This is a genomic window from Vibrio algarum (assembly GCF_028204155.1).
Classification (GTDB): Bacteria; Pseudomonadota; Gammaproteobacteria; order Enterobacterales; family Vibrionaceae; genus Vibrio; species Vibrio algarum.
This window is the reverse complement of sequence record NZ_JAQLOI010000001.1, coordinates 2,705,075-2,728,414: the sequence shown is the minus strand read 5'-3', so window position 1 is coordinate 2,728,414 and position 23,340 is coordinate 2,705,075. Positions and strand designations below refer to the sequence as shown.

Sequence of the window (23,340 nt, the reverse complement as noted above, 5' to 3'; positions counted from 1 at the left end):
TTAGTATGTCTTAAGTTATTTAACCAATCGTTAAATATAATTAAATGAAAAGAGCTATTGAAAGAGCTACTGATAGTGACCCCGTAATTTTTGTACCTGTTCACGCATATATAATGCATTCGCCTCTTTTGGCGATACTGGCTCACCTGCTTCTATTTCTAACTTCGCTCTAAAACGATTAGGAAGACCTTTACAGGCTCTTCCTTTATGTCGGCTAAAATAGCTTCCCCACATACCTTTCAAGGCCAGTGGTATCACAGGAACAGGAGAGCGACCGATGATGATATCAATTCCACGCATAAACGGTTGAATTTCACCGTCTCCAGTTAATCGGCCTTCAGGGAAGATACAGACAATTTCGCCATTGGTGAGTGCTTGCTCAACTTCTTTAAATGCTTTACGTATCGAACGGCCATTTTTCGCGGAGACAGGTATAACGCCGGCTCGGCATAAGAAGCGTCTAAGTGGTTTTACGTTGGCATAATCCTCTTCCATGACAAAACGAATTAATCGAGGGCAAACAGCACTTAACAAGAGCGCGTCCATATAACTTACATGATTACAAACTAACAACGCACCGCCGTTTTTGGGGATATGGTGCAGGTTGATATGCTTCATACGATAAGTGATATGAGTGAGTATCCAAACGACAAAGCGAACCGCGTATATCGGAACTTGAGAAAAAAGGTATATAGCCACTACAAAGTTCAGCACGGAAAGCGACATAAAGAAGTGGGGTATAGACATCTCCATTATGCCGAGTAAAACAATACCAAGTATGGCACTACAGACCATAAATAAGGCGTTATAGATGTTGTTCGCTGCGATCACTTGAGATCTCATTGTATCTTTCGCTCGAACTTGCATTACCGTATAAAGAGGCACAATAAATAACCCGCCAGAAACACCTAATAGTAATAGATAAGTGAAGGTTGGCCAGAGTTCTCTATAACTAATAAAGTCACCAAAAGTGGTGAGTGACGGCAAGTTGCTAGGTACTGAGTAAGCCATTAATAAGCCGAATAGTGTTATCCCTAAGCTACCAACAGGGACCAATCCATACTCAATTCGGTTTTTAGATAATTGGTCACACAGCAGTGAACCCAGAGCGATACCAACAGAAAAAAGTGCGAGAAGAAATGAAACCGCGCTTTCACTACCATTCAAAGAAATCTGAGTGAAGTTTGGAAATTGTGTGAGGTAACTAGCACCTAAAAACCAAAACCAACTAATTGCCATAATGGATTTGTGTGTCACGCTATCTTTTTTAGCAATCGCAAGCGTGTTTTTGGTCTGAACTATCGGTTGCCAATGTATCTTTGCAGTTGGATTTGAAGCAGGGGTTTTCGGTATATAAAGGCTAGCTAAATAACCAAAAACTGAAAAAGTAACCACAGATATGGCAGCAACAAGGGTGGGGTTTTCGCTAGATGCGATAATACCAGCACCTATGGTGCCCAACAAAATAGCAAGAAAGGTTCCTGTTTCAACGAGTGCATTACCAGTTAAAAGCTCTTCTCTTTTTAGGTGTTGTGGTAACAATGCATACTTAACCGGGCCAAAAAAGCGGATTGAGTCCCCATAAGAAAGAGTAACAGAAGCAAAACTTCATAGCTTTGAGTAATAAAGCCGATAGCGCCTAGCACCATGATACCAATCTCAACTAACTTCACTTTTCGTATAAACCAGTCTTTATCGTATTTATCAGCAAGTTCTCCTGCCATTGCTGAGAATAGAAAGAAAGGAAGAATGAACAGTCCAGCGGCTAAATTAATAAAAAGATTGGAAGAAATAGAGAGGTTACTACTGGCAGCGAAAGCCACTAATATTAGCAAAACATTTTTAAAAATATTGTCGTTGAATGCACCAAAAAACTGCGTAACGAAATAAGGTAAAAAACGTCTTTGAGTTAGTAATGAAGTACTTTTAGTTGGGGGTGAATTAAACTCAGACATGAATGACCTTATTCATACCAATTATTTTAAATAGTTGGTCAGTAAATTTTCGATTAGGGCTTTTCCATCAATAGGTGAAGAGGTGAAAAATTTATCGTCAACACTTAACAAGGTAATGCCATGTACTCCGGCCCATAATACTCGACTGGCCTCGACAATCTCTTCAAACGATTTATGGGGTGACAAAATAGCAACCAGCTTTTCTAATATGCTTGTCATATTGTTGATACGGTTGGCTTGCCATTCGGGCAGTTCTTCACCATTCATGGTGTGTTGGAATATCAGTTGCCAACGGTAGGGATTTTGTTGGGCGAAATCATGATAACAATAGGCAAGGTTATAGAGTGCTTCTTTTGTGCTGTTTGAATTTTCAAGCGCTTTGGAAGATTCCAATTGCAGTTCGTCAACAGTCCGTGCAACAACCTTTAGCAACAAGAGGTTATAACTGCCAAAGACATTGACCAGTGTACTAGGAACATAACCAATCTGAGTGGCAACTTTTCTTAGGCTTAGGTCATGATGAGGGTGATCCGCTAAAAATTCTTCTACCTTCTGCAAGGTCAATTCAATTAATTCTTCGCGAGTGTGATCGTTTCTGCGTGCCATGTTATTTGAGCGCCATACTTATCTTTTCAAATCGATAAGATATAAAAATGAACAATGTTCATTATTCTAAGTGGCGCTTGCAAAAGGTCAAGAGTAAAGAGGGCTATTTCGTCGTAAAGCGTTTTTTTGCAATATTTCGATACATTCCAGTATTAACAAAACATATAAAAATAGCTGATATCCATATATCATGCGGTAATATAAAGTTAGATAGTTATTCTATTTGGCTGATTTGAGTAGTTCTATAAGACTAAGAAAAGGAAGAGAATGAAACGTATCCTAGCAATGGTTGCTTTAATTGTGTTTACAGTAACCACAACCCCTATTGCAGAAGCTAAACGATTTGGTGGTGGTAAGTCTTTTGGAAAAAGCTTCAAGACAGCACCTAAACAAACTCAAAACAACACAAGCTCAGTTAAAAAAGATCAAACGCAGACCCCGGCTGGTAGTAAACGTGGCCTCATGGGCGGCTTAATGGGTGGTCTGCTTGCTGGTGGTTTATTAGCGGCATTTTTCGGTGGCGCATTCGAAGGTATCCAGTTTATGGATATCCTTATCATGGGGTTAGTGGCTTATTTTGCTTTTAAGTTTTTGCGCGGCATGTTGGGTGCAAAAGCAAATACCATGAATCAACAAGCGTATTCTGGTGCGGGAAACACTTATCAAAGAGAGCAGCCGAATTACCAAAGTTTTGAACAAGCTCAGCCTGCGACAGGTTTTGGTTCGGCAGGCCAAAGTGATATTCCTCATAACTACCCACCAGGGTTTGATCAAGCAGCTTTTATTAATGGTTCTCGTGAGCACTATCGTATCCTTCAAGGGGCATGGAACCACAATGAACTGAATACAATAGAAGAGTACGTATCAACCAGTTTATATGATGATTTGAAATCTGAAAGAGCGAAACTAGAAGGTGAACAGCATACGGACGTTATGTATGTTGATGCTGAAATTGTTCGTGCAGATTATGACGCGTCTAAAGCGCAATTAAGTCTTCAGTTTAGTGGACGCTATCGCGATTCAGTGGAAGGCATCGAAGAAGATATCAACGATATCTGGCATCTAGAACGTGATTTAACCGTTGCAAACGCACCATGGCTAATTGTTGGAATACAAGGTTAACTAGCCTTATATCAAATTGGTCACGTGGCTTAGTTTAGGCAATAAAAAACCCGAAGAATTTATCTTCGGGTTTTTTCGTTTCGTAAGCGTATTAGCCGTGTTCAGCTTGAATTGCTGTCAATGCAATTGTGTAAACGATGTCGTCTACTAGAGCACCACGAGACAAATCATTTACCGGTTTGCGCATGCCTTGAAGCATTGGACCGATAGAGACTAGGTCAGCAGAACGCTGTACAGCTTTGTATGTTGTGTTACCAGTATTTAGGTCTGGGAATACAAATACGGTAGCTTTACCCGCTACAGGAGAGTTTGGCGCTTTAGAAGCCGCTACGTTTTCCATGATAGCAGCGTCATACTGAAGTGGACCATCGATAACAAGATCAGGACGTTTCGCTTGAGCAATTTTAGTTGCTTCGCGCACTTTATCTACATCAGCACCTTTACCAGATTCACCAGTAGAATATGAGATCATCGCAACACGAGGGTCAATACCAAACGCAGTAGCCGAATCTGCAGATTGAATAGCAATTTCAGCTAGCTGTTCAGCCGTTGGGTCTGGGTTAATTGCACAATCTCCGTAGACCAATACTTGATCTGGAAGCAGCATAAAGAACACTGAAGATACGATAGACGCATTTGGTGCTGTTTTGATGATCTGGAACGGAGGAACGATAGTATTAGCCGTTGTATGCACAGCGCCAGAAACCAGCCCATCAACCTCATTGTTCTCTAGCATCATCGTGCCCAAGAATACGGAATCTTCAAGTTTTTCACGTGCAACGACTTCTGTCATGCCTTTTTTAGAGCGTAGTTCTACAAGTCGAGCAACGTACTTTTCACGTACGGCAGCAGAGTCGATAATTTCAACGCCAGCACCTAGTTCTACACCTTGCTGCTCTGCAACGTGACGAATTTCTTCTGGATTACCAAGAAGAACACAAGTTGCAATGCCACGTTCTGCACAAATAGCCGCAGCTTTAACTGTGCGCGGTTCATCACCTTCAGGAAGAACGATACGTTTGCCAGCACGACGAGCAAACTCAGTCAGTTGATAACGGAATGCTGGTGGACTTAGGCGACGAATACCTTCAGTACCTTCGGTAAGTGATTCAATCCAAGGGCCATCAATGTGGCTTGCAACGTGATCATTAACAAACTCGATACGTTCTTTATCATCTGCTGGTACTTCTAAGCTAAAGCTTTGAAGGTTTAGCGATGTTTGCCATGTATTACCTTGTGCCTTAAAGATAGGCAAGCCAGTATCAAATGCACGGCGACAAAGCTTCACGATTTGCTCTGGTAGGTCATAACCACCAGTTAGCAGTAGAGCACCAATCTCAACACCATTCATTGCAGCAAGAGCGGCAGCAACGATAACATCAGGTCTGTCTGCAGATGTTACAAGCAACGAGCCTGGCTTAAAGTGCTCAACCATATGTGGCACAGAGCGCGCACAGAAGGTGATGCTTTTAATACGGCGGTTGTACATATCGCCTTCGTGAACGATTTCAGCATCAAGGTGTTTTGCCATATCAATAGCACGAGTTGCGATTAGATCAATGCTCCAAGGAACGCAACCTAAAACGCGGATAGGGCTAGAGTTGATGATTTCCATTGTTTTGATGTTTGCTTGCTTGGCAGCATCGGCTTCATCAAAGATTTCTGAAAGATCAGGGCGTGTACGACCTGCATCATCCACTGGTGCGTTAAGTTTGTTAATAATAACGCCAGCAATATTTTTGTTTTTGGTGCCACCAAAGTTAGAAGCAGCAAGCTCAATACGCTCTCTAAGCTGTGCAGTATTGTATGTGCCTGGAGTAGCCACAAATACAATTTCAGCCCCAAGTGTTTTTGCAACCTCTTGGTTAACTTGGTTTGCAAATGGATGCTTTCTTGTTGGAACTAAACCTTCGATTAAGGTCACGTCGGCATCACTTAACTCATTATAACGACCTACAATTGTCTCAAGTAAAACATCCATCTTTTCGTTGCCGATAAGAGACTCAGCTTCATGCATGAAGATAGATTGAGACGTTTTAATATCGCTGTTTGCTTTAATAATTGATGACGTTAGATCGGGTTGGTCACCACCATGACGTGGTTGAGCAATTGGTTTAAAGAACGCAACACTTACACCTTTACGCTCCATCGTGCGGATTACACCTAAACTGACGCTAGTAAGACCTACACCAGCGCTGATAGGTACAAGCATAATAGTACGGGACATTCGTAGAATACCTCTGATTTTAGGGGAAGGCTCAGCAATTATCTATATTTTTACCAAATGAATTCACTTGGTTGATATTTTCTGAGGCCCAAATCAAAACTGGCTAACTTTCGTTAGCCAGTTCATTTTTTAAAGACCTGCTAGTCGCGCAGTGTCTTCGGCAATGACTAATTCTTCATTTGTAGAGATAACCATTGCAGGGATACGACTTTCTTCAGTAGTGATGACACCTTCGCCGCCGAAACGTGCTTTAAGGTTTTTCTCATTATCTACTTCAATGCCAAACACACCTAGGCGGTTTAGAACGAGTTCGCGGATTGGGCTAGAGTTTTCACCGATACCACCAGTGAAGACGATAGCGTCTAGACGACCATCAAGAGTGGCTGTGTAGCCAGCGATATATTTTGCTAGACGATGACAGAACACACCCATAGCACGTGCTGCATCTTCTTTTTCTAAATAGTTATCTTCAACATAACGACAGTCTGATGTCACTTGAGTTAGCCCTTGTAGACCAGACTCTTTAGTTAACATGGTATTGATTTTTTCAACTGAGTAGCCAAGAGTATCATGTAAGTGGAAGATGATTGCAGGGTCGATATCACCACAACGAGTTCCCATTACAAGGCCTTCGAGCGGAGTAAGACCCATAGATGTATCCACTGACTTACCATCTTTTATTGCACAAACAGAGGCACCATTGCCTAAGTGGCAGTTGATGATGTTAAGTTGGTCAGCTGGCTTGCCTAAACGCTCCGCAGCTTCGCGTGCGATAAATAGGTGTGAAGTACCGTGCATACCGTAACGACGGATACTATGATCAGTATAAAGATTATATGGCAAAGCATATAAGTATGCGTCTTGAGGCATTGTTTGGTGATACGCAGTGTCAAATACCGCAGACATAGGTAGCGATGGGAATGCTTTTTGAGCTGCTTTTATGCCAACAATAGCTGCTGGGTTATGAAGAGGTGCAAGTGCGGCACAATCTTCGATACCTTGGGTTACTTCATCATCAATCAATACTGATTGTGTAAATTTCTCTCCACCGTGAACAACACGGTGACCAACTGCAGCTAAAGCGTTAGAAAGTTCTGGCTTAGAAGCAAGAATAGTTTCTACGATAAATTTAAGTGCTTCATCGTGTGCCGCACCTTCGCCAAGTTGAGCTTCGTGCTTACCATCGAGCTTCCATTTTATGCGAGCTTCTGGAAGATGAAGGCATTCAGCAAGACCGGTTAGATGCTCGTTACCATTATCTGCATCAACAATAGCGAACTTGAGAGAAGAACTACCGCAGTTTAAAACTAAAACTAGCTTAGACATGTGTGACTACCTGTTAATCGTCTGAAAATATCAGTTTGGTTAAAAATTAACTCAAGAATAGCCGACTCTTTTGGTCATGCACTAATCTTGGTCAAAAAAACGTCATTATCCATAAAATAAGACATGATCAGACTGTGATGATCATGCTAGCGTTCCGAGCTATTCATCGCCATAAATTTGCCTAATTTGTAAATTAGAGCAACAATGACATTGAGGGTGCGCAAAGAATAGCGATAATAGCCCAAGATAACAAAAAAAATTGAGTAATTTTTAATTTTCGTCAATATTTTTATAAATTATGTTGAACAATTCAAATATTTTTTAGCGTGAGGTAGGAATGAATACTAACCCCGGACTTTTCCATAGTCTGAGAAACGGACAAAAATATATGGATACTTGGCCTATGCGAAAGGAATTGTCGCCTATATTTCCAGAGCATCGTATTATTAAGGCCACTCGTTTTGGTATCAAGGTCATGCCCGCTGTGGCGATGATCAGCCTTCTTATGCAGATGAGCTTCCATAATATGCAAGCGATGCCACAGGCAGTTGTTGTAGCATTATTCGCGATCAGCTTACCTTTACAAGGGATGTGGTGGCTAGGTAACCGTTCGAATACTAAACTTCCTCCTGCTCTTGCTGGTTGGTATCGAGAGCTTCATCAAAAAATACTCGAAACTGGGTTTGCATTAGAACCAATAAGTCCAAAGCCACGCTATAAAGAATTGGCAATTATTTTAAATCGGGCATTTAGACAGTTGGATAAGTCGGCGCTAGAACGCTGGTTTTAAACACTGTAAAGATAGTATAGATGATCGTCTTTTGAATCTTGAGCGCTTCGCTTCTCGAATCTTGAAAAAACATTTGCATTGGTGTTTTTAAAAGCTATTTTTTACTCAAGACTCAAGACTCAAGACTCAAGACTCAAGACTCAAGACTCAAGACTCAAGACTCAAGACTCAAGACTCAAGACTCAAGACTCAAGACTCAAGACTCAAGACTCAAGACTCAAGACTCAAGACTCAAGACTCAAGACTCAAGACTCAAGACTCAAACCTCACATTTCTATAAATTCCCTAAATTAATAAAAAACTCTTCTTCCATTCCTGCCTTGTAACTGGTAAAAACGTTTACGTAGCGTAAACAAATACGTACAAGTTAAAAAAATAATAAATTCAAGCACAGCATTGCAACAAAAAAAATTGCTAATCAAGGAGTTAAGATGAAAGCAAGTAAGATTATTGCTACTGCGGTTATTGCCGGAGCAGCGTTACTGTCGTCTACAGGTGTTATTGCTAAAACAGCAAAAGTAGCAGTCTCTCAAATTGTTGAACATCCAGCACTAGATGCGACTCGTCAAGGTCTGTTGGATGGACTAAAAGCAAAAGGTTACGAAGAAGGCAAAAACCTAGAGTTTGATTTTAAAACAGCTCAAGGTAACCCAGCTATCGCGGTTCAAATTGCTCGTCAGTTTGTTGGTGAGCGCCCTGATGTTCTCGTTGGTATCGCAACCCCGACAGCGCAAGCACTCGTGGCGGCTACTCGTGATATTCCAATTGTATTTACGGCGGTTACCGACCCTGTTGGTGCGAAATTAGTGAGTAATGCAGAAAAACCAGGTAAAAACGTCACTGGACTTTCTGACCTTTCTCCAATAGCGCAGCACGTCGAGTTGATTAAAGAATTGCTTCCAAATGTGAAAACAGTTGGTGTGGTATATAACCCAGGTGAAGCAAACTCAGTTAGCTTAATGAAACTGCTAAAAGAAAGCATTGCGGCAAATGGTCTAGAGCTAGTTGAGGCAACAGCCCTTAAAAGTGCTGATGTACAAAGTGCGACTCAGGCAATTTCTGCTAAATCAGACGTTATATACGCGATGATTGACAACACAGTAGCAAGTGCAATTGAAGGTATGACGATTGCTGCAAACCAAGCGAAAACACCGGTATTTGGCGCAACAACAACCTATATCGAAGCAGGTGCTTTTGCTGCGTTAGGTTTTGATTATTACCAAATTGGTGTGCAAACAGCTGATTATGTTGTTGCTATCCTAGAAGGCCAGAAACCAGGTGATATTGCCGTTAAAGTGGCTAAGGGTTCGGACCTTATCGTTAACAAAACAGCTTCAGACAAACTTGGCATTACTATTCCTCAATCTGTGCTAGATCGCGCGACTGACGTAAAATAATACCGAATCCAACAATGAATGTTGTTGGTAATGGGTGAAGAAATACCTCTCGGCCAATCAATGCAAGGTTGGTTGAGAGTTTTTATACTGACGAGATATATGCGTTAGTGTAAGCAGAGAAGGAGTATGTATGTCTGCTTTTGCATTTTTTGGGGCACTAGAAATAGGGCTTATTTATGGTCTAGTTGCTTTAGGCGTTTATCTTACGTTTAGGGTTTTAGATTTTCCTGATCTTACAGTGGATGGTAGTTTCCCTATGGGGGCTGCTGTGGCCGCGACAGGTATCGTTGCTGGATTAGACCCTTGGCTTTCTACATTTTTAGCTATTATTGCTGCAAGTGCAACTGGTTGGGTAACCGCATTTCTCGCTGTACGTTGCGGAATACTGCATTTGCTCGCCTCTATTTTGACCATGATCGCTGCTTTCTCAATTAATATTCGAATCATGGGACGTCCTAATATCGCGCTTTTAGGATCAGATACCATACTGACACCATTTGAAGCATACGGAGATTCTATATACATCCGCCCTTTATTGGTTGGTGTACTCGTCCTTGTTTCCGCTTGGTTTGTTGTTCGGCTGCTTAACAGTGACTTTGGTTTGGGTTTACGTGCGACAGGTGTTAACGCACGTATGGTTAAAGCTCAGGGTGCGAGCACCGCTTTTTATACTTATTTCTGCCTTGCTTTATCAAACGGCTTTGTCGGTTTCGCAGGAGCACTATTTGCTCAAACAAACAGTTTCGCTGATGTGACTTCGGGCACTGGTACAATAGTTGTCGGGTTGGCTGCGGTAATTTTAGGGCAAACTTTGATTCCCGGAAGAAAGATCTGGGTTGCAGTTACAGCCGTCATCGTGGGTTCTGTACTGTATCGACTTGCCGTTGCCTTCGCGTTAAGTTCTGGAATGTTTGGTTTACAGGCATCGGATTTGAACTTAGTCACCGCAGTATTGGTTGCCGTTGCACTTATTGCTCCAAAAGTGAAAGGAAACCTAAAGGCAAAAAAGGCACTCGCGCCAGCTGAAGGCGTTGCAGTACCCAAGTCAGAGAAAGAATCAGGAGATGCCGTATGATTCATTTAGAGAATATTCAGGTGACCTTCAACCCTGGAACCGTTTTGGAAAATAAAGCACTTAGAAGTGTTTCAGTTGAAGTGCCAGAACATCAGTTTTTAACCGTAATAGGCTCAAACGGAGCAGGTAAATCAACCTTACTTGGTGCGGTAACGGGTGAAACGCCTATGGTCGGTGGAAGGGTCCGTATCGATGATTTAGATGTGACTCGCCAAACGGTTGATCAACGCGCCAGTCAATGTGCCCGTGTGTTTCAAGACCCATTAGCGGGTACTTGTGGTGACCTTACCATTGAAGAAAACATGGCTTTAGCTTACATGCGTGGAAAACGTAGGGGATGGCATCATTCAATCTCTTCTAAACGTCGGAAGATTTTCCAAGAACGCATTAGTATTTTAGGTTTGGGCCTAGAAGATAGGCTAAGTGACCATATTGGTCTACTTTCCGGTGGTCAACGCCAGGCAGTTAGTCTTGTAATGGCGACACTTTCTGACAGTAAGCTTTTGTTATTAGATGAGCATACAGCTGCATTGGATCCAAGAATGGCGGCCTTTGTTCTTGATTTAACTAAAAAAGTAGTAAAAGAGTTTAACCTTACAGTGATGATGGTTACGCACTCGATGAAAGATGCACTTGCTTGTGGTGATCGCACTATCATGCTTCATCAAGGTAAAATAGTACTAGATGTTGAAGGTGAACAAAGAGCAAATATGGCAGTACCTGATTTGCTAGAGATGTTTTCTAAAGTCCGAGGCGAAGAGTTAACGGATGATAGTTTGCTGTTAAGTTAAGTGTTTTGAATAGGGTATTCTACGCCCTTTATCTCAACCCCATAAATGTGATCCTCCTTCTTTTGAAGGGGGATTTTTCTTTTCTATCCATGGTTTAGACTGATGTTAAATCTCTAATATTGAGTCAGACTATGAACCTTCCTTATTTACGCCACGTTCAAACTCCAGACGGATTATGTTTTAAAAATAATGTGCTTACTGTCACCCTTACAACGGAAGATCTTAAGTTCGATAAGGTTCAGGTACGTCATGAACCTGACAATGAAGAGTATTTGGTTGATATGAGCCGTGTAGGGAAGGAAGGTCGTTTGGTCTTATGGAAAGCCTCTATCCCAATTAATAGTGATCGAGATATCACCCACTACGTGTTTAAGATAATTATGGGTAAGCAGCAATTCTGGTTAGATGCACGGTGCTCTCACATAAGAATTCCTGGTAAAGAATACCACTTCAAATTTAATGCGAACCATCAGCCACCAGCATGGGTATCTGAGCAGGTTTTCTACCAAATATTTCCGGACCGATTTTGTAACGGTAATCCTCAAATAAGCGTAAAAAGCGGTGAGTATCAAATTCGTGGGGGTACGGTTGATGTGGTCAAAAAAGAGTGGGGTAGCGAGATAGGAGACTACAAAAAGTCTTCCAGCGTCGAGTTTTATGGTGGCGATTTGCAAGGGATAAAAGACAAGCTAGATTACCTACAAGACTTGGGTATTACTTCTTTGTATCTTAACCCGATATTTCAGTCTAATAGCAACCATAAGTACGATACGACAGACTATCTGAATGTCGATTCTCATTTAGGGACCAATGAAGATTTTGCTGAGTTGAGCAAGGAAATACATGCTAGAGGGTTGAAAATCGTTTTAGATGCGGTGTTCAATCATACTTCAGAAGAGCATCCTTGGTTTGATAAGAATGGTAAGGGTAGCTCAGGTGCATATCATCATATAGATTCACCCTATCGTCATTTCTATCTTTTTGACTGCGATTCTAAAAATTATCTCGGCTGGAAAGGTGTCGCTACGTTACCCGTTTTAAATTTTGAAAACGAGGAAGTTAGAAATTATATCTATCAATCCGACCAATCGGTGATTAAACACTGGTTAAGAGAACCGTATGCAATTGATGGGTGGCGCTTTGATGTTATTCATATGCTTGGGGAAGGCGATGGGGCAAAAAATAATGAATACTACGTGCGCCAATTTCGTGAAGCAACAAAATCAGTGTCCTCTGAAAGTTACGTCTTAGGCGAGCATTTTTTTGAGGCAACACAATGGCTTCAAGGTGACCAAGAAGACGGTTCGATGAATTACTATGGTTTTGCGCACCCTGTCCGTGCTTTGCTAGCGGAACTGGATATTAGTTATGATCCTATTTCATTAACACCAGCTGATTTTATCTATTGGATAAGAGAAGCCAATGCCAAGATACCTTGGTTAAATCAACTTTCTCAGCTAAATCAGTTGGATAGTCACGACACGGTGCGATTTCTGACCATGCTCAAAGGTGATGAGAAAAAAATGCGTATGGCTGCGGTGATGCTGTTTACCTTTGTTGGAACCCCATGCTTATATTATGGAACAGAAGTAGGTTTAGTAGGTGAGCAAGATCCGGATAACCGCAGGTGTTTCCCGTGGGAACGAGTAGCAACGTCTAGTTGGATACCATTCTTCAAAGGCTTAATTCGTAATCGCACAGAAAACGCAGAGTGGCAAAAAGGGTCATTTGAGGTATTAAGCTATTCTGATGATCATATTGTTTATGCGCGTAAGCTTGGTACAGAAGTGTCTATTGTGGCACTAAGCTTTACCGAGATTGAGTTTTCGATACCCGTTTGGAAATTGGGTATCGAAAATGCGAATGGGCGCAGCTATTTTGAACATAAATTGCTAGAGGTTCACAATGGTGAACTTATTCTTTCCATGTCCCCATGGCAGGTGGAAATAGTAAAAATAGGGAAGTTAAGTTAGTTCTGCCTGATATTTTTTGATGGCATCCACGATAGGAGAAGCGGTTTTAAAGGTTCTAACTTCTCTAAATAAAGTGTTGGCTTGGTCATACTCATTGCGAAGGTAACCAAGCCATTGTTTCACTCTATTTGGATAGTAAAGCCCTTTATCGCCTTTCATTTCGTATTGTGAGTATTTGAGTAATAGTGCGACAACGTCTTTCCACTGCATTGATTGATGATTGTATTTAACAACATTGCCTAAATTAGGCACATTAAAGGCACCACGACACACCATAAGCGAATCTATTCCCGTGGCTTCTATGCAGTCTTGACCGTCTTGATAGTTCCAAATTTCACCATTAGCGATGATTGGGATAGAGCTTTTCTGTTTAATTTGCTTAATATAATCCCATTTTATTTCACTCGCTTTATAGCCACCCATCTTAGTGCGAGCATGAATAGTGATTTCATCTGCCCCTGCATTTTCGACTGCATCGACAATTTCAAAGCAATCATCTGGGTTTTCCCACCCAAGACGAATTTTGGCACTAACGGGTATATCACTTGATACTGCCTCGCGGCAAGCTTTCACTATTTTGTGAATTTGTTCGGGCTCTTTTAAAAGTGCGGCACCGCCTTTGCTTCGGTTCACCAGTCTGGCAGGGCACCCAAAATTTAGATCTATCCCCTTTGCGCCATACTGCGCCGCTTGAATGGCATTCTCTGCCATCCAGTTAGGCTCTTGCCCTAGTAGTTGCACATGAACTGGAGTACCGGATTTGGTAAATGAGCTTGTTTCTAGCTCTGGGCATAAGCGAGTAAAGACGTGCTCTGGAAGTATCCGGTCAGTAACGCGAACGAACTCTGTAACGCAGAGGTCGTAGTCATTGATGTCTGTAAGGATTTCTCGCATTAAATGGTCGAGAACACCCTCCATTGGGCCCAGAATTACTCGCATATAAATAATTTACCGATAATAAAAGAGCGGGCATTCTATCTGGAAACTTAGTATACATCTACCTAATCTACAGGTAGGTTAATTGTCTTTTTTCAGATATTCTTATGCAACCAAAACAAACCAAGAACTCGTGTAATGAAAACCATTGAACTACCAAAAGATTGGCAAGGCGAATCTTGCTACTTTCTTGAAGGTGCAGTACTTGCATCTAATTTCGCTGTTAAACCATTAGAGCCAGAAATTTGGTGTCAATCTGCCGGTGTCGACAAAGAGGAAGCAAGTAGCTTTTTAGTTCCTCGCATTAACGAACAGCATAATATATTGCAGCGCAGTGAGTACACACTTTCGGAATTAACCCCAGAGCAACTTAGTGCTTTGTCTGAAGGTTTTATGACGGTTTGGCCAGTGGTTGAAACACAGTACCAAGAAGTAGAAGTTTTAGACAGTACACTTCTTATGCTGCAAGCCTTATTGACAACATTTATGTTGGCAATAGATGAGCACGAGACTCAACAACAGATGAAGGATGCTGGTATTGGCGAGCCACCTACATTGGCTGATTTCCTACCTAAATTGGATGTGATGATCATGGAAGTGGCTTTAGCCGCTGATGAGTTGATGGTTGGTCAAAAGGGACAAAGTGTGAACCCTTATAAAGGCATAGGTCGAAATGACCCTTGTCCATGCCAAAGTGGTAAGAAATTTAAGCAGTGTTGCGGTAAGTAGAGTGGCTTCGGCTTCGCGGGATTTTAGTAGGTATACCTCCACTTTCGTGGAGGTGCTGACGATTCGCATTAAGAGCGCAACGGTTGTTTTGGTTGTTTCTCCAGAGCAACAGGTTGTGTGTATCTAAGGGCTAAAATTACTTTGCTAACTGAGCTATTAAACTTTAAAGAACTGTGCAACAGCGAAGACGCAGGCAACCGCAAAACTCGCCGCGTAAATAACCACTAGCCATTGTGGCATAGAGAATGTTAAAAACTGCCAAACTATCTCACTGCAATCACCCGTCGCTTCAAAAAAGAGGGTAACCATTTATTCAATGGAGCCCATTCAGGAAAGACAAGTGGAGAGCAGGTAGCAAAGATATTGTTTTGATAACTAACATGTTCCAAGGCCAGCATTAAGCCTTTTAATGAGGTTGCCCCCCACGCCAGAATACCCAGCCAACGAATAACTAAAATCTGTGGATTTATCGATCCAAAAAGAGCTGCAATTCCTATGCTAATCATAGCTACTCGCTCATAAATACACATCACACATGGGTCGAGTTTCATTGCGTGTTGGAAGGTATAAGCACAAGCGTTAAAAAAAACAATAAAGATGAAAAGTAACAACCAAGAAAGTCGAGTGCGAGAAAAAACATGAAGAGAAGCAAGAAGGTTCACTTAATAACATCCTAAATAAGAAAAGCTCTGATTAGTCAGAGCTTTTTATACTGAATAAGTTCAATGGTCAATAATAATTATCAGTGATGGCTTGTCGTAGCCGCTGCACCTGCGGCATCCGCAATATGGTGTGTTAGCCATCCCATGTCGTACATCCAAGCTGTCATTGGATCTAACAAGAAGGTAATTCCAACTAAACCAACAATGGCAAGAACAATCGTATAAGGGAAAGCCATTATTACCATACGGCCATAAGACAATCTTACTAACGGTGCTAATGCTGAGGTTAGCAAGAATAGGAACGCGGCTTGTCCGTTTGGTGTCGCAACGGAAGGCAGGTTTGTACCCGTATTAATAGCGACCGCCAATAAATCAAATTGGTCACGAGATATTACGGCGTTGTCCAATGCGGTTTTAACTTCATTGATATATACGGTCCCAACAAATACGTTATCAGACACCATAGAGAGCAAACCATTCGCAAGATAGAACATACTTAGCTGACGGCTTCCTTCCATTGCTAATACACCATCAATAATTGGTCCAAACAGATGTTGGTCAATAATAACGGCTACAACAGCAAAGAATACGGCGAGTAAAGCGGTGAATGGCAACGCCTCTTCGAATGCTTTTCCTAATGAATGTTCTTCAATGACACCGGTAAACGCTGTGGCCAAGATAATAACAGACAGACCAATTAGACCAACGGACGCTAAGTGAAGTGCTAAACCAATAATTAACCAGACAGCGATAAGGCCTTGAATATAAAGTTTAGCTATGTCCTGCTTGGTGCGTTTTTTCTTCTCGGCTTGGTCATAGTCATTAAGGATAGCTCGAACATGATCAGGTAATTCAGTTCCGTAGCCGAATATTTTAAATTTTTCGACGAGCGCGCAGGTGATCATACCGCAAATAAAGACAGGTAAGGTGACGGGTAGCATTCGCACTATAAATTCACCAAATAACCAGCCAGCTTGATCGGCAATAATTAGGTTTTGTGGTTCGCCAACCATGGTTGTTACACCACCTAAGGCTGTACCAACACCCGCATGCATTAGTAGTGAACGTAGAAATGAACGGTAGTTCTCTAGGTCATCGCGAGTTAATTCAGAGAAATGGTCATCTGTTGTATGGTCGTGTGATGAAGTACTTCCTTTACCAGAAGCAACCTTGTGATAGATAGAGTAAAATCCAATCGCGACACTAATAACAACTGCAATAACTGTTAGCGCATCTAAGAAGGCAGAAAGAAATGCAGCAGTAAAACAGAACGCCATTGAAAGTAGTATTTTTGAACGTATACCGAGCAGTATTTTTGTGAAAATAAACAGCAGTAGCTGCTTCATAAAGTAGATGCCAGCTACCATAAATATAAGTAAAAGCAACACTTCTAGGTTATTTTCTAATTCGTGCATCACCAGTTCAGGTGTTGTCATACCAATTGCCACTGCTTCAATAGCAAGCAAACCTCCAGGTTGAAGAGGGTAGCATTTTAGTGCCATTGCTAGTGTGAAGATGAACTCTGCAACGAGCATCCAACCAGCCACAAATGGACTTACGTAAAAAAAGACAATTGGGTTAATAATGAGAAAGGCAATAATGGCTAGTTTGTACCAGTCTGGCGCTTTGCCAAGGAAGTTTTTGATCAAAGCGTTCCCGAGTGAAATCGGCATGTTAATACTCTTACAGGTTGATGATTATGTTGTTCTTATGCTTGTAACTAAGGCGTAAATTCAAATGCACTGCTATTTGCTATGTTATTGGTAAGCTGGGTTGATACCATACGTTTAACAAGCAGACAACGATGACAAGCACTTCCTATCCTGAACTAGTAGAAGTGTAATTAAGTAACTTACTTCAACGCCTTAATTACAATTAATCCATTAAATACATAAAGGGCATAAAATTTGTAGTTCAAAACCACGCTTAGCATAGCATGTAATTAACGAATTTTTACAATTTTATAGATAAGTTTCGTTATAGGTATAAAAGGCGAGTTTTTATGATTAATAGTTATGTTTTACAGGTAGATAAGATTTATCTACACATAAAGAGGTAGGCGTATAAACTGTAAAAACCTGCTTGTTTTGTGATGGAGAGAACGTTTTCAAGCAAAAGTTTTGCCCAGTGCTTTGTTAATTATATTTTTCGTTAATGTTTCTGGACCGTTAATTCTGCAGGGTGAAAGTTTCTTTCAGATTTCGTTCATAGTACAACTAGTGGTATGATGAGTAATTCGACCTAACAATAATGAATCGGAAAAATACAACATGGTCATAAAGGCAAAAAGTCCAGCAGGTTTTGCTGAGAAGTACATAATTGAAAGTATTTGGAATGGTCGCTTCGCACCAGGGTCGATTTTACCGGCAGAACGTGAATTATCAGAACTAATCGGTGTAACAAGAACGACTTTACGAGAAGTTTTGCAGCGCCTAGCTCGAGATGGATGGCTAACTATTCAGCACGGAAAGCCGACTAAAGTTAATCAATTTATGGAAACCTCTAGTCTGCATATTTTGGATACGTTAATGACGTTAGATTCCGATAACGCCACCAGTATTGTTGAAGATTTATTGGCTGCTCGTTCTAATATCAGCCCTATATTTATGCGTTATGCGTTTAAAGCAAATAAAGAAAGCTCCGAAAAAACAATAAAACGTGTAATTGACTCATGTGAAGATTTACTCGCTGCGGAAAGTTGGGAGGCGTTTATAGAAGCTTCGCCTTACGGTGATAAAATCGTTCAAAGCGTAAAAGATGATGGTGAAAAGAATGAAGATGCACGTCAATCACTGTTGATCGCGAAAACATTTAATTACTACGATTATATGCTATTCCAACGTTTGGCATTTCATTCTGGAAATCAAATCTATGGACTTATATTTAATGGTTTAATGAAATTATATAATCGAGTAGGCAATTATTATTTTTCGAATCCAGAAGCGAGAGAATTGGCATTGAATTTTTACCGCCAACTCCTACAGGTTTGTGAAAGCGGTGATAAGGAAAAACTGCCTTTGCTTATACGCAGTTATGGATTGGAAAGTGGTCAAATTTGGAATGAAATGAAAACATCTTTGCCCTCTAATTTTACGGAAGACGACCATTAAAACAACAAGCTCTGATGGTAGACTAACAATATAATTTATTTAATGGTTAACAAATTAACAAAGGTGTGTAATGAATCCGATAATTGCAATATTGAAAGAAAACGGTATTAATGATGAGAAAATCGGTTCGCTATTTGAAGTGCTAACAGAAAATCCTCTCGCCGCCATGGGTACTATCGGGCAGCTTGGTTTACCTCAAGATAAACTTCAGTTATTGATGGGGCAGGTGATGCAAAACCCTGCTTTAATTAAAGAAGCCGTTGAAGAATTAGGTTTAGATTTTTCAAAAGTGGAGTTAGCCAAGGAGCAACTCCAGAAGTAACCCTACCTACAATACTTTTTCAAAAGGGCGCCTAGCGTATAAAATGAAATATACACTAACGCCCTTTTTGGATCTCAGAAAGCTTATTCAACTAAAGCAATATTAGCGTTAGCTTTCTTTCATAGCTGAAACGACGGAAGGGTCATTTAGTAGATTAAACAAAAGGCTTTTTGCAGATGCTCTCTGAGAGTCTGATAACACTTTTGGGGATTCTCTCTGCACTGTGTAAGTATGTTTTTAACGAACTTGCTATTAGTACCAGATAGCTCATAAACAAATCGTAACGTGTCTAGCAATTCATCTTGAGGCAAACTATAAACAGCCATCTCACAGCTAAGATTATCCATGGAAAGCAAATTGTCGACTACCAACTTACACTCAGCGTTGAACTTTTCTTTAGCTTCATAGGCATCTATTAACGCCTGCACTCTATCGACTATGGCGACAGGGACTTCCATTGCTTTTGTTTCATGAGTCATTACTGATTCTCCTGTTCTAGCGGGGGCTTGCTCACGGATTCAAGTTTACGCTCTAGTTTATTTTCAGGCATTTATTTTAACACTATTTTGAAGTGATTGGTTGACCATCATGGTGTTAGCGGCAGTTATGCATGACAACATGGCGTATTATTAAATAAATATGGTGCTCAATTAGAGGATCAAGGCAAGTCTAAGTTGTAATAGAGTTAAAAAGGTAGAAGTAGAATAAGTCACTACACTTAAATGAGCTCATCCAAGATTGAATGGAACAATCCGGTTACGTTCGATGCTTTTTTTCCAACTGTCTAGAAAATCTTTTTCTTTTAATGGCTTAGATAAGAGAAAACCTTGTGCTTTTTGGCAGCCTTTAGATTGTATATAGTCAAGTTGGCTTAGGGTCTCAACACCTTCTGCAACCACATCAAGATTGTATATTTTTGCCATCTCGACGATAACATCGAATAATTGCTTGTCCGTAAACTCGGTATCAATGGCGTTGATAAATATTCTGTCTATTTTTAGTGTATTGATTGGGTAGTTAATCAGTTGACTAAATGCAGTAAAGCCAGTGCCAAAATCATCAAGTGATATTTTTACACCTAATTTATGCAAAGACTTTAGTATTCCAATATTTTTGTCATTGCCAGGTATAAAACATGTTTCTGTAATTTCCATTTCAACCTGTTGCGGCGGGATCTGGTACTTGTCAATTAACAAGGATAGGTGATTGACGAAATCAGTATTGGTAAGTTGCCATGAAGAAAAATTGATAGCTAGAGTTCCATCGAAATCAAACTGCTTGATCCAGATGGACAATTGGCGCAGTGCATTTTCAAACACCCAATAATCTATCTCTTTGATTAGACCGGATGATTCTGATACTGGTATGAATTCAGCCGGTCCATACGATGATAATTCTTCATGAGTTGTTCTAAGGAGGACCTCTGCACCTACTATCTTGCTATTTTGTGTGTCGTAAATTGGCATATAGGCTAAATAGAAATTATTGGATCTAATCGACTCCTTAATACATTCATTTATCTTTTCATGACGCTTTATTTCACGGTTTAAATCTTCAGAATAAAATTTGTAGCTATTCCTTCCGATTTCTTTTTTTGAAGAATACATTGCGGAATCAGCGTGATTGACCAATTCAGTGGCCGACAGCGCATCATGCGGATAGACGGATAATCCAATACTCACACCAATATCATAAACAGTGTCATCGATAGTAAACCCACCATCAAACAGAGAGATAATTCGATGAGTAAACAGAGTGAGGATATCTAAATTGTCGAGACCTCCAACAATGACGGCAAATTCATCACCTGACAATCGTGCAAACTCGAACTCGGAAATAGTTAATCTATCCCACTCAAAATCAACAAAACCTTCTACAAAACGTTCAGAAAAAACCTGCAGTAGTTTATCACCTACTTGATGCCCGTATTTATCATTAACGTGTTTGAAATTATCAAGATCAAGATAAATGACGGCACATTTCGTTTGTGTTTTAGCGCTTCGCTCTGTAATTCGGTCAATATCCTGATTGAACCTTTTTCGGTTTGGCAGGCCGGTTAAACTATCTCGTTTAGCCAGATCATCGAGTTCGGTGATTAAATCTATGTATTTATTTGTAAGAATAGAAACCTCATCACTGTTTCTAGACCGTTCTATATAGAGCAGGTTATTAGAATCAACTTGTTCAACTTGTTTAGTCAGCCTTTCTACTGGGTTGATTATCTGCTTTACAATAAGCCATTTAAGTAAAACAAAAGTAACGAAAGTGACCGACAAAACGATAGCGGTAAACAGAGCTTGGAATGGGCGGAATAACTTTGATAATGCCTCTTCGGTGAGCGCTAATCTTATGGTCCACAAGGTATGGTTAAGTTCGTAGCCCAATGTGTCATCAGATATCGATATATTATTAATATCAATATCACTTTGGATTGAATGAGACGCAGTGTTGGGAGTAATAGTGAGGATTGTCTCTGGACTCACTTTTGTTTTGATATTCTCGTCATACTGTGAATTATTTGAAATGCTATAACGGATAACTGCTGTGAATAACGTCTGCCCTCTAGAAAATGTTGGAGCAGTCAAACTTTGTTCAGGAGTAAATGTTCTTAATGCTAAAAGTTCGAGCTCGTCCCCTTTCTTATTGAGTTCATAGCTAGTGGCATTAAGGTGTGCGACTCCTTGGACTTGAAGTGTGTCATTTATTTGGCTTATGTGGCTGTTAATTATTGAGTTCGTTTTAAATTTTGCAAATGGGTTAGATACATTAAAGTAGATAATTTCTTGGCCGGTATTATCTAATAGTGCGAAGCTTTCAACTATTCCGTAGTTAGTTTCGAGTTGATTAATGTAATCGACAAGTTCTTTTTCTAGGTAATACCTGTCGGTGTCATTTTGTAGTTTTTCAAAGTGTTTTTGGATGTAATGACTTTCTAAACTCATTCTGGCAATAGAATCAACCTCTCGAAGAGATTCATCAAGATTATGGGAGATGTGTTCTAATTCATTATGCAGCTTATCGGACAATGACGACATAAGCTGCAGCTTTTGACTGTTATATGAAAAAAGCCCAGCAATCGAAAAAATGACGATCATTACGGGCAGCAGTATATAGTTAATTTTCGAAGATAATTTCATACGTCAATCGTCTTCTATTTATTATTTCGTAGTACGGTTAAAATCCGGCTTCTGTACTGCTCTGCTTCGATGCTAAGTTTTTTGTAAGAAAACCAAGTGTCGCTGTTTAGGGTTTTAGGAAACAATTCTTCATCGTCTAGGTAGTCTTCACTAGCAGAATCTAATACATACTTATTGGAACTAGCAAACCACATCTCTTCTGCGTTGATTATTGCGTTGTTAGGTTCGTTAATAAAGTTGAGAAAATCTATAGAAGCTTGACTGATCGGCTTTTCAATGTGAGTACTAAGGCATTCGTGCCATACTAACGTGCCTTCACTAGGTATTGTGTACGTCCAATCGTCTTGGCTCGTTTCTGATGCGATTTGCTCTGTTTCACCAGAGTAAAATACGGCCATTTCCATTTTAGAATTCGTCTTTTTGTCTAAGGCGTAACCGATACTCGTTCTTAAAACAAGAAGCTCCTTACGAACTTCCAAAAGTAATTTGTAGGCCTGTTCCAATTCGTCCTTGTTTTCGGTCATTGGGTCAAACCCCAATGCAAGTAACGCAATAGCCGTTGTATCTAGATCATCATTTGGGAGCACGACAGTTTGAGGGTTTTCCATCGCGTAAGTGAATATATCCATCCATGAATTGACTTCGCTGTCGACTTTCGATGTTCTGTATCCAATTCCCATTGTTCCATGAGAGTAGGGGATTCCGTAAGGGCTACAGGTTTGGTTCGAACTATCAGTAAAATGGGCGTTTTTTTGTTCTAGCACACTCTGCAATTTGGCAAGAAGCCCAGACTCACCCAGTTCAGTGAGAGTTTGGCCGTCTATTATGAATAAGTCATAGGCCATGGCCTTGCCAGAATACACCACCACATCACGTAACATCTCGTTTTCAAAATATATTTGAGATACGGTGTGGCCAAACTCATTTTCAAACTCTTCAATGAGGGTTTCAGAAATATAGTCTTCCCAAGTGAAAATTTTGAGTTCGTCAGCAAAGCAATGAGCACTAAAAGAAAGGAGAGCTATAGATGTGAGGGAAATTACTGGGTGCATCGAAACCTCAATGTAGTTCGCTGTATCCAGAAGTGTGTATTTACTACTCTGAATATTTTAGGTGGCGGTAATTATTATAATGTATTTGCTATATTTTGCCTCTAGGGTAGAGATAGTTATGAGGTGTATA

At 40.5% G+C, this 23,340-nt stretch carries 16 protein-coding genes and 3 pseudogenes; 9 read left to right on the top strand and 10 right to left on the bottom strand.

The features are described from left to right. Positions 1 to 66: 66 nt before the first annotated feature. Positions 67 to 1,955 (bottom strand): annotated as a pseudogene (locus PGX00_RS12685) (MFS transporter). A 21-nt stretch (positions 1,956 to 1,976) separates the two neighbouring features. Next, a complete protein-coding gene (locus PGX00_RS12680) occupies positions 1,977 to 2,561 on the bottom strand; it encodes a TetR/AcrR family transcriptional regulator (RefSeq protein ID WP_272136962.1) in 585 nt (194 codons plus the stop codon). 267 nt (positions 2,562 to 2,828) lie between these two features. Between PGX00_RS12680 and PGX00_RS12675 the strand changes: the two genes are divergently transcribed. Next, positions 2,829 to 3,683 (top strand): Tim44 domain-containing protein, encoded by an 855-nt coding sequence (locus tag PGX00_RS12675; RefSeq protein WP_272136960.1) that lies wholly within the window; start codon positions 2,829 to 2,831, stop codon positions 3,681 to 3,683. Between the two features lie 91 nt (positions 3,684 to 3,774). On the opposite strand, the gene pta is transcribed toward PGX00_RS12675, so the two are convergent. Together pta and PGX00_RS12665 are read right to left on the bottom strand one after the other, a co-directional pair. Beyond that, positions 3,775 to 5,910, bottom strand: coding sequence for a phosphate acetyltransferase (pta, locus tag PGX00_RS12670; RefSeq protein ID WP_272136958.1), 2,136 nt, complete (start codon positions 5,908 to 5,910; stop codon positions 3,775 to 3,777). A gap of 129 nt (positions 5,911 to 6,039) precedes the next feature. Beyond that, on the bottom strand, positions 6,040 to 7,236 hold the full coding sequence (locus PGX00_RS12665; protein WP_272136956.1) for an acetate kinase: 1,197 nt from the start codon (positions 7,234 to 7,236) through the stop codon (positions 6,040 to 6,042). Positions 7,237 to 7,573: 337 nt separating this feature from the next. On the opposite strand from PGX00_RS12665, the gene yfbV reads away from it, so the two are divergent. The 5 genes from yfbV (at position 7,574) to malZ (ending at position 13,262) form a co-directional block, all read left to right on the top strand. Further along, complete coding sequence (gene yfbV, locus PGX00_RS12660; protein WP_272136954.1) at positions 7,574 to 8,026, top strand: terminus macrodomain insulation protein YfbV; 453 nt, start codon at positions 7,574 to 7,576, stop codon at positions 8,024 to 8,026. 431 nt (positions 8,027 to 8,457) lie between these two features. Then, a complete protein-coding gene (locus tag PGX00_RS12655) occupies positions 8,458 to 9,423 on the top strand; it encodes an ABC transporter substrate-binding protein (protein WP_272136951.1) in 966 nt (321 codons plus the stop codon). Positions 9,424 to 9,553: 130 nt separating this feature from the next. Then, positions 9,554 to 10,498: an ABC transporter permease gene (locus PGX00_RS12650; RefSeq protein WP_272136949.1), complete on the top strand. Its 945-nt coding sequence runs from the start codon at positions 9,554 to 9,556 to the stop codon at positions 10,496 to 10,498. Then, a complete protein-coding gene (locus tag PGX00_RS12645) occupies positions 10,495 to 11,289 on the top strand; it encodes an ABC transporter ATP-binding protein (RefSeq protein ID WP_272136947.1) in 795 nt (264 codons plus the stop codon). Before PGX00_RS12650 ends, PGX00_RS12645 begins: the two co-directional genes overlap by 4 nt. 131 nt (positions 11,290 to 11,420) lie before the next feature. Next, entirely contained in the window at positions 11,421 to 13,262 is a 1,842-nt protein-coding gene (gene malZ / locus PGX00_RS12640) for a maltodextrin glucosidase (protein ID WP_272136945.1), read from the top strand. Here the strand turns inward: malZ and dusC are convergent. Then, entirely contained in the window at positions 13,254 to 14,201 is a 948-nt protein-coding gene (gene dusC / locus PGX00_RS12635) for a tRNA dihydrouridine(16) synthase DusC (protein WP_272136943.1), read from the bottom strand. The two genes, malZ and dusC, sit on opposite strands and share 9 nt — an antisense overlap. Before the next feature lie 135 nt (positions 14,202 to 14,336). On the opposite strand from dusC, the gene PGX00_RS12630 reads away from it, so the two are divergent. Further along, the gene (locus tag PGX00_RS12630; protein ID WP_272136942.1) at positions 14,337 to 14,927 is read left to right on the top strand and encodes a YecA family protein; all 591 of its coding nucleotides are present in this window, start codon (positions 14,337 to 14,339) and stop codon (positions 14,925 to 14,927) included. A gap of 156 nt (positions 14,928 to 15,083) precedes the next feature. Here the strand turns inward: PGX00_RS12630 and dsbB are convergent. Both dsbB and nhaB read right to left on the bottom strand, forming a co-directional pair. Then, a pseudogene (dsbB, locus tag PGX00_RS12625) lies at positions 15,084 to 15,589 on the bottom strand (disulfide bond formation protein DsbB). A gap of 80 nt (positions 15,590 to 15,669) precedes the next feature. After that, positions 15,670 to 17,262 (bottom strand): Na(+)/H(+) antiporter NhaB, encoded by a 1,593-nt coding sequence (gene nhaB / locus PGX00_RS12620; RefSeq protein ID WP_272136940.1) that lies wholly within the window; start codon positions 17,260 to 17,262, stop codon positions 15,670 to 15,672. 597 nt (positions 17,263 to 17,859) lie between these two features. On the opposite strand from nhaB, the gene fadR reads away from it, so the two are divergent. Together fadR and PGX00_RS12610 are read left to right on the top strand one after the other, a co-directional pair. Next, positions 17,860 to 18,699 (top strand): fatty acid metabolism transcriptional regulator FadR, encoded by an 840-nt coding sequence (fadR, locus tag PGX00_RS12615; RefSeq protein ID WP_272136938.1) that lies wholly within the window; start codon positions 17,860 to 17,862, stop codon positions 18,697 to 18,699. 70 nt (positions 18,700 to 18,769) lie between these two features. Further along, the gene (locus PGX00_RS12610; RefSeq protein ID WP_272136937.1) at positions 18,770 to 19,021 is read left to right on the top strand and encodes a DUF2999 family protein; all 252 of its coding nucleotides are present in this window, start codon (positions 18,770 to 18,772) and stop codon (positions 19,019 to 19,021) included. 108 nt (positions 19,022 to 19,129) lie between these two features. Here PGX00_RS12610 and PGX00_RS12605 read toward each other — a convergent pair. The 3 genes and pseudogenes from PGX00_RS12605 to PGX00_RS12595 form a co-directional block, all read right to left on the bottom strand. Beyond that, positions 19,130 to 19,500, bottom strand: a pseudogene (locus tag PGX00_RS12605) (hypothetical protein). Positions 19,501 to 19,749: 249 nt separating this feature from the next. Beyond that, a complete protein-coding gene (locus tag PGX00_RS12600) occupies positions 19,750 to 22,158 on the bottom strand; it encodes a putative bifunctional diguanylate cyclase/phosphodiesterase (protein ID WP_272136935.1) in 2,409 nt (802 codons plus the stop codon). A gap of 14 nt (positions 22,159 to 22,172) precedes the next feature. Next, positions 22,173 to 23,210, bottom strand: coding sequence for an ABC transporter substrate-binding protein (locus PGX00_RS12595; protein WP_272136933.1), 1,038 nt, complete (start codon positions 23,208 to 23,210; stop codon positions 22,173 to 22,175). Between the last annotated feature and the right edge of the window lie 130 nt (positions 23,211 to 23,340).

Bases quoted from the DNA above. Each gene is read 5' to 3' on its own strand.
- PGX00_RS12680 (WP_272136962.1), bottom strand. From the start codon at position 2,561: ATGGCACGCAGAAACGATCACACTCGCGAAGAATTAATTGAATTGACC.
- PGX00_RS12675 (WP_272136960.1), top strand. From the start codon at position 2,829: ATGAAACGTATCCTAGCAATGGTTGCTTTAATTGTGTTTACAGTAACC.
- pta (WP_272136958.1), bottom strand. From the start codon at position 5,910: ATGTCCCGTACTATTATGCTTGTACCTATCAGCGCTGGTGTAGGTCTT.
- PGX00_RS12665 (WP_272136956.1), bottom strand. From the start codon at position 7,236: ATGTCTAAGCTAGTTTTAGTTTTAAACTGCGGTAGTTCTTCTCTCAAG.
- yfbV (WP_272136954.1), top strand. From the start codon at position 7,574: ATGAATACTAACCCCGGACTTTTCCATAGTCTGAGAAACGGACAAAAA.
- PGX00_RS12655 (WP_272136951.1), top strand. From the start codon at position 8,458: ATGAAAGCAAGTAAGATTATTGCTACTGCGGTTATTGCCGGAGCAGCG.
- PGX00_RS12650 (WP_272136949.1), top strand. From the start codon at position 9,554: ATGTCTGCTTTTGCATTTTTTGGGGCACTAGAAATAGGGCTTATTTAT.
- PGX00_RS12645 (WP_272136947.1), top strand. From the start codon at position 10,495: ATGATTCATTTAGAGAATATTCAGGTGACCTTCAACCCTGGAACCGTT.
- malZ (WP_272136945.1), top strand. From the start codon at position 11,421: ATGAACCTTCCTTATTTACGCCACGTTCAAACTCCAGACGGATTATGT.
- dusC (WP_272136943.1), bottom strand. From the start codon at position 14,201: ATGCGAGTAATTCTGGGCCCAATGGAGGGTGTTCTCGACCATTTAATG.
- PGX00_RS12630 (WP_272136942.1), top strand. From the start codon at position 14,337: ATGAAAACCATTGAACTACCAAAAGATTGGCAAGGCGAATCTTGCTAC.
- nhaB (WP_272136940.1), bottom strand. From the start codon at position 17,262: ATGCCGATTTCACTCGGGAACGCTTTGATCAAAAACTTCCTTGGCAAA.
- fadR (WP_272136938.1), top strand. From the start codon at position 17,860: ATGGTCATAAAGGCAAAAAGTCCAGCAGGTTTTGCTGAGAAGTACATA.
- PGX00_RS12610 (WP_272136937.1), top strand. From the start codon at position 18,770: ATGAATCCGATAATTGCAATATTGAAAGAAAACGGTATTAATGATGAG.
- PGX00_RS12600 (WP_272136935.1), bottom strand. From the start codon at position 22,158: ATGAAATTATCTTCGAAAATTAACTATATACTGCTGCCCGTAATGATC.
- PGX00_RS12595 (WP_272136933.1), bottom strand. From the start codon at position 23,210: ATGCACCCAGTAATTTCCCTCACATCTATAGCTCTCCTTTCTTTTAGT.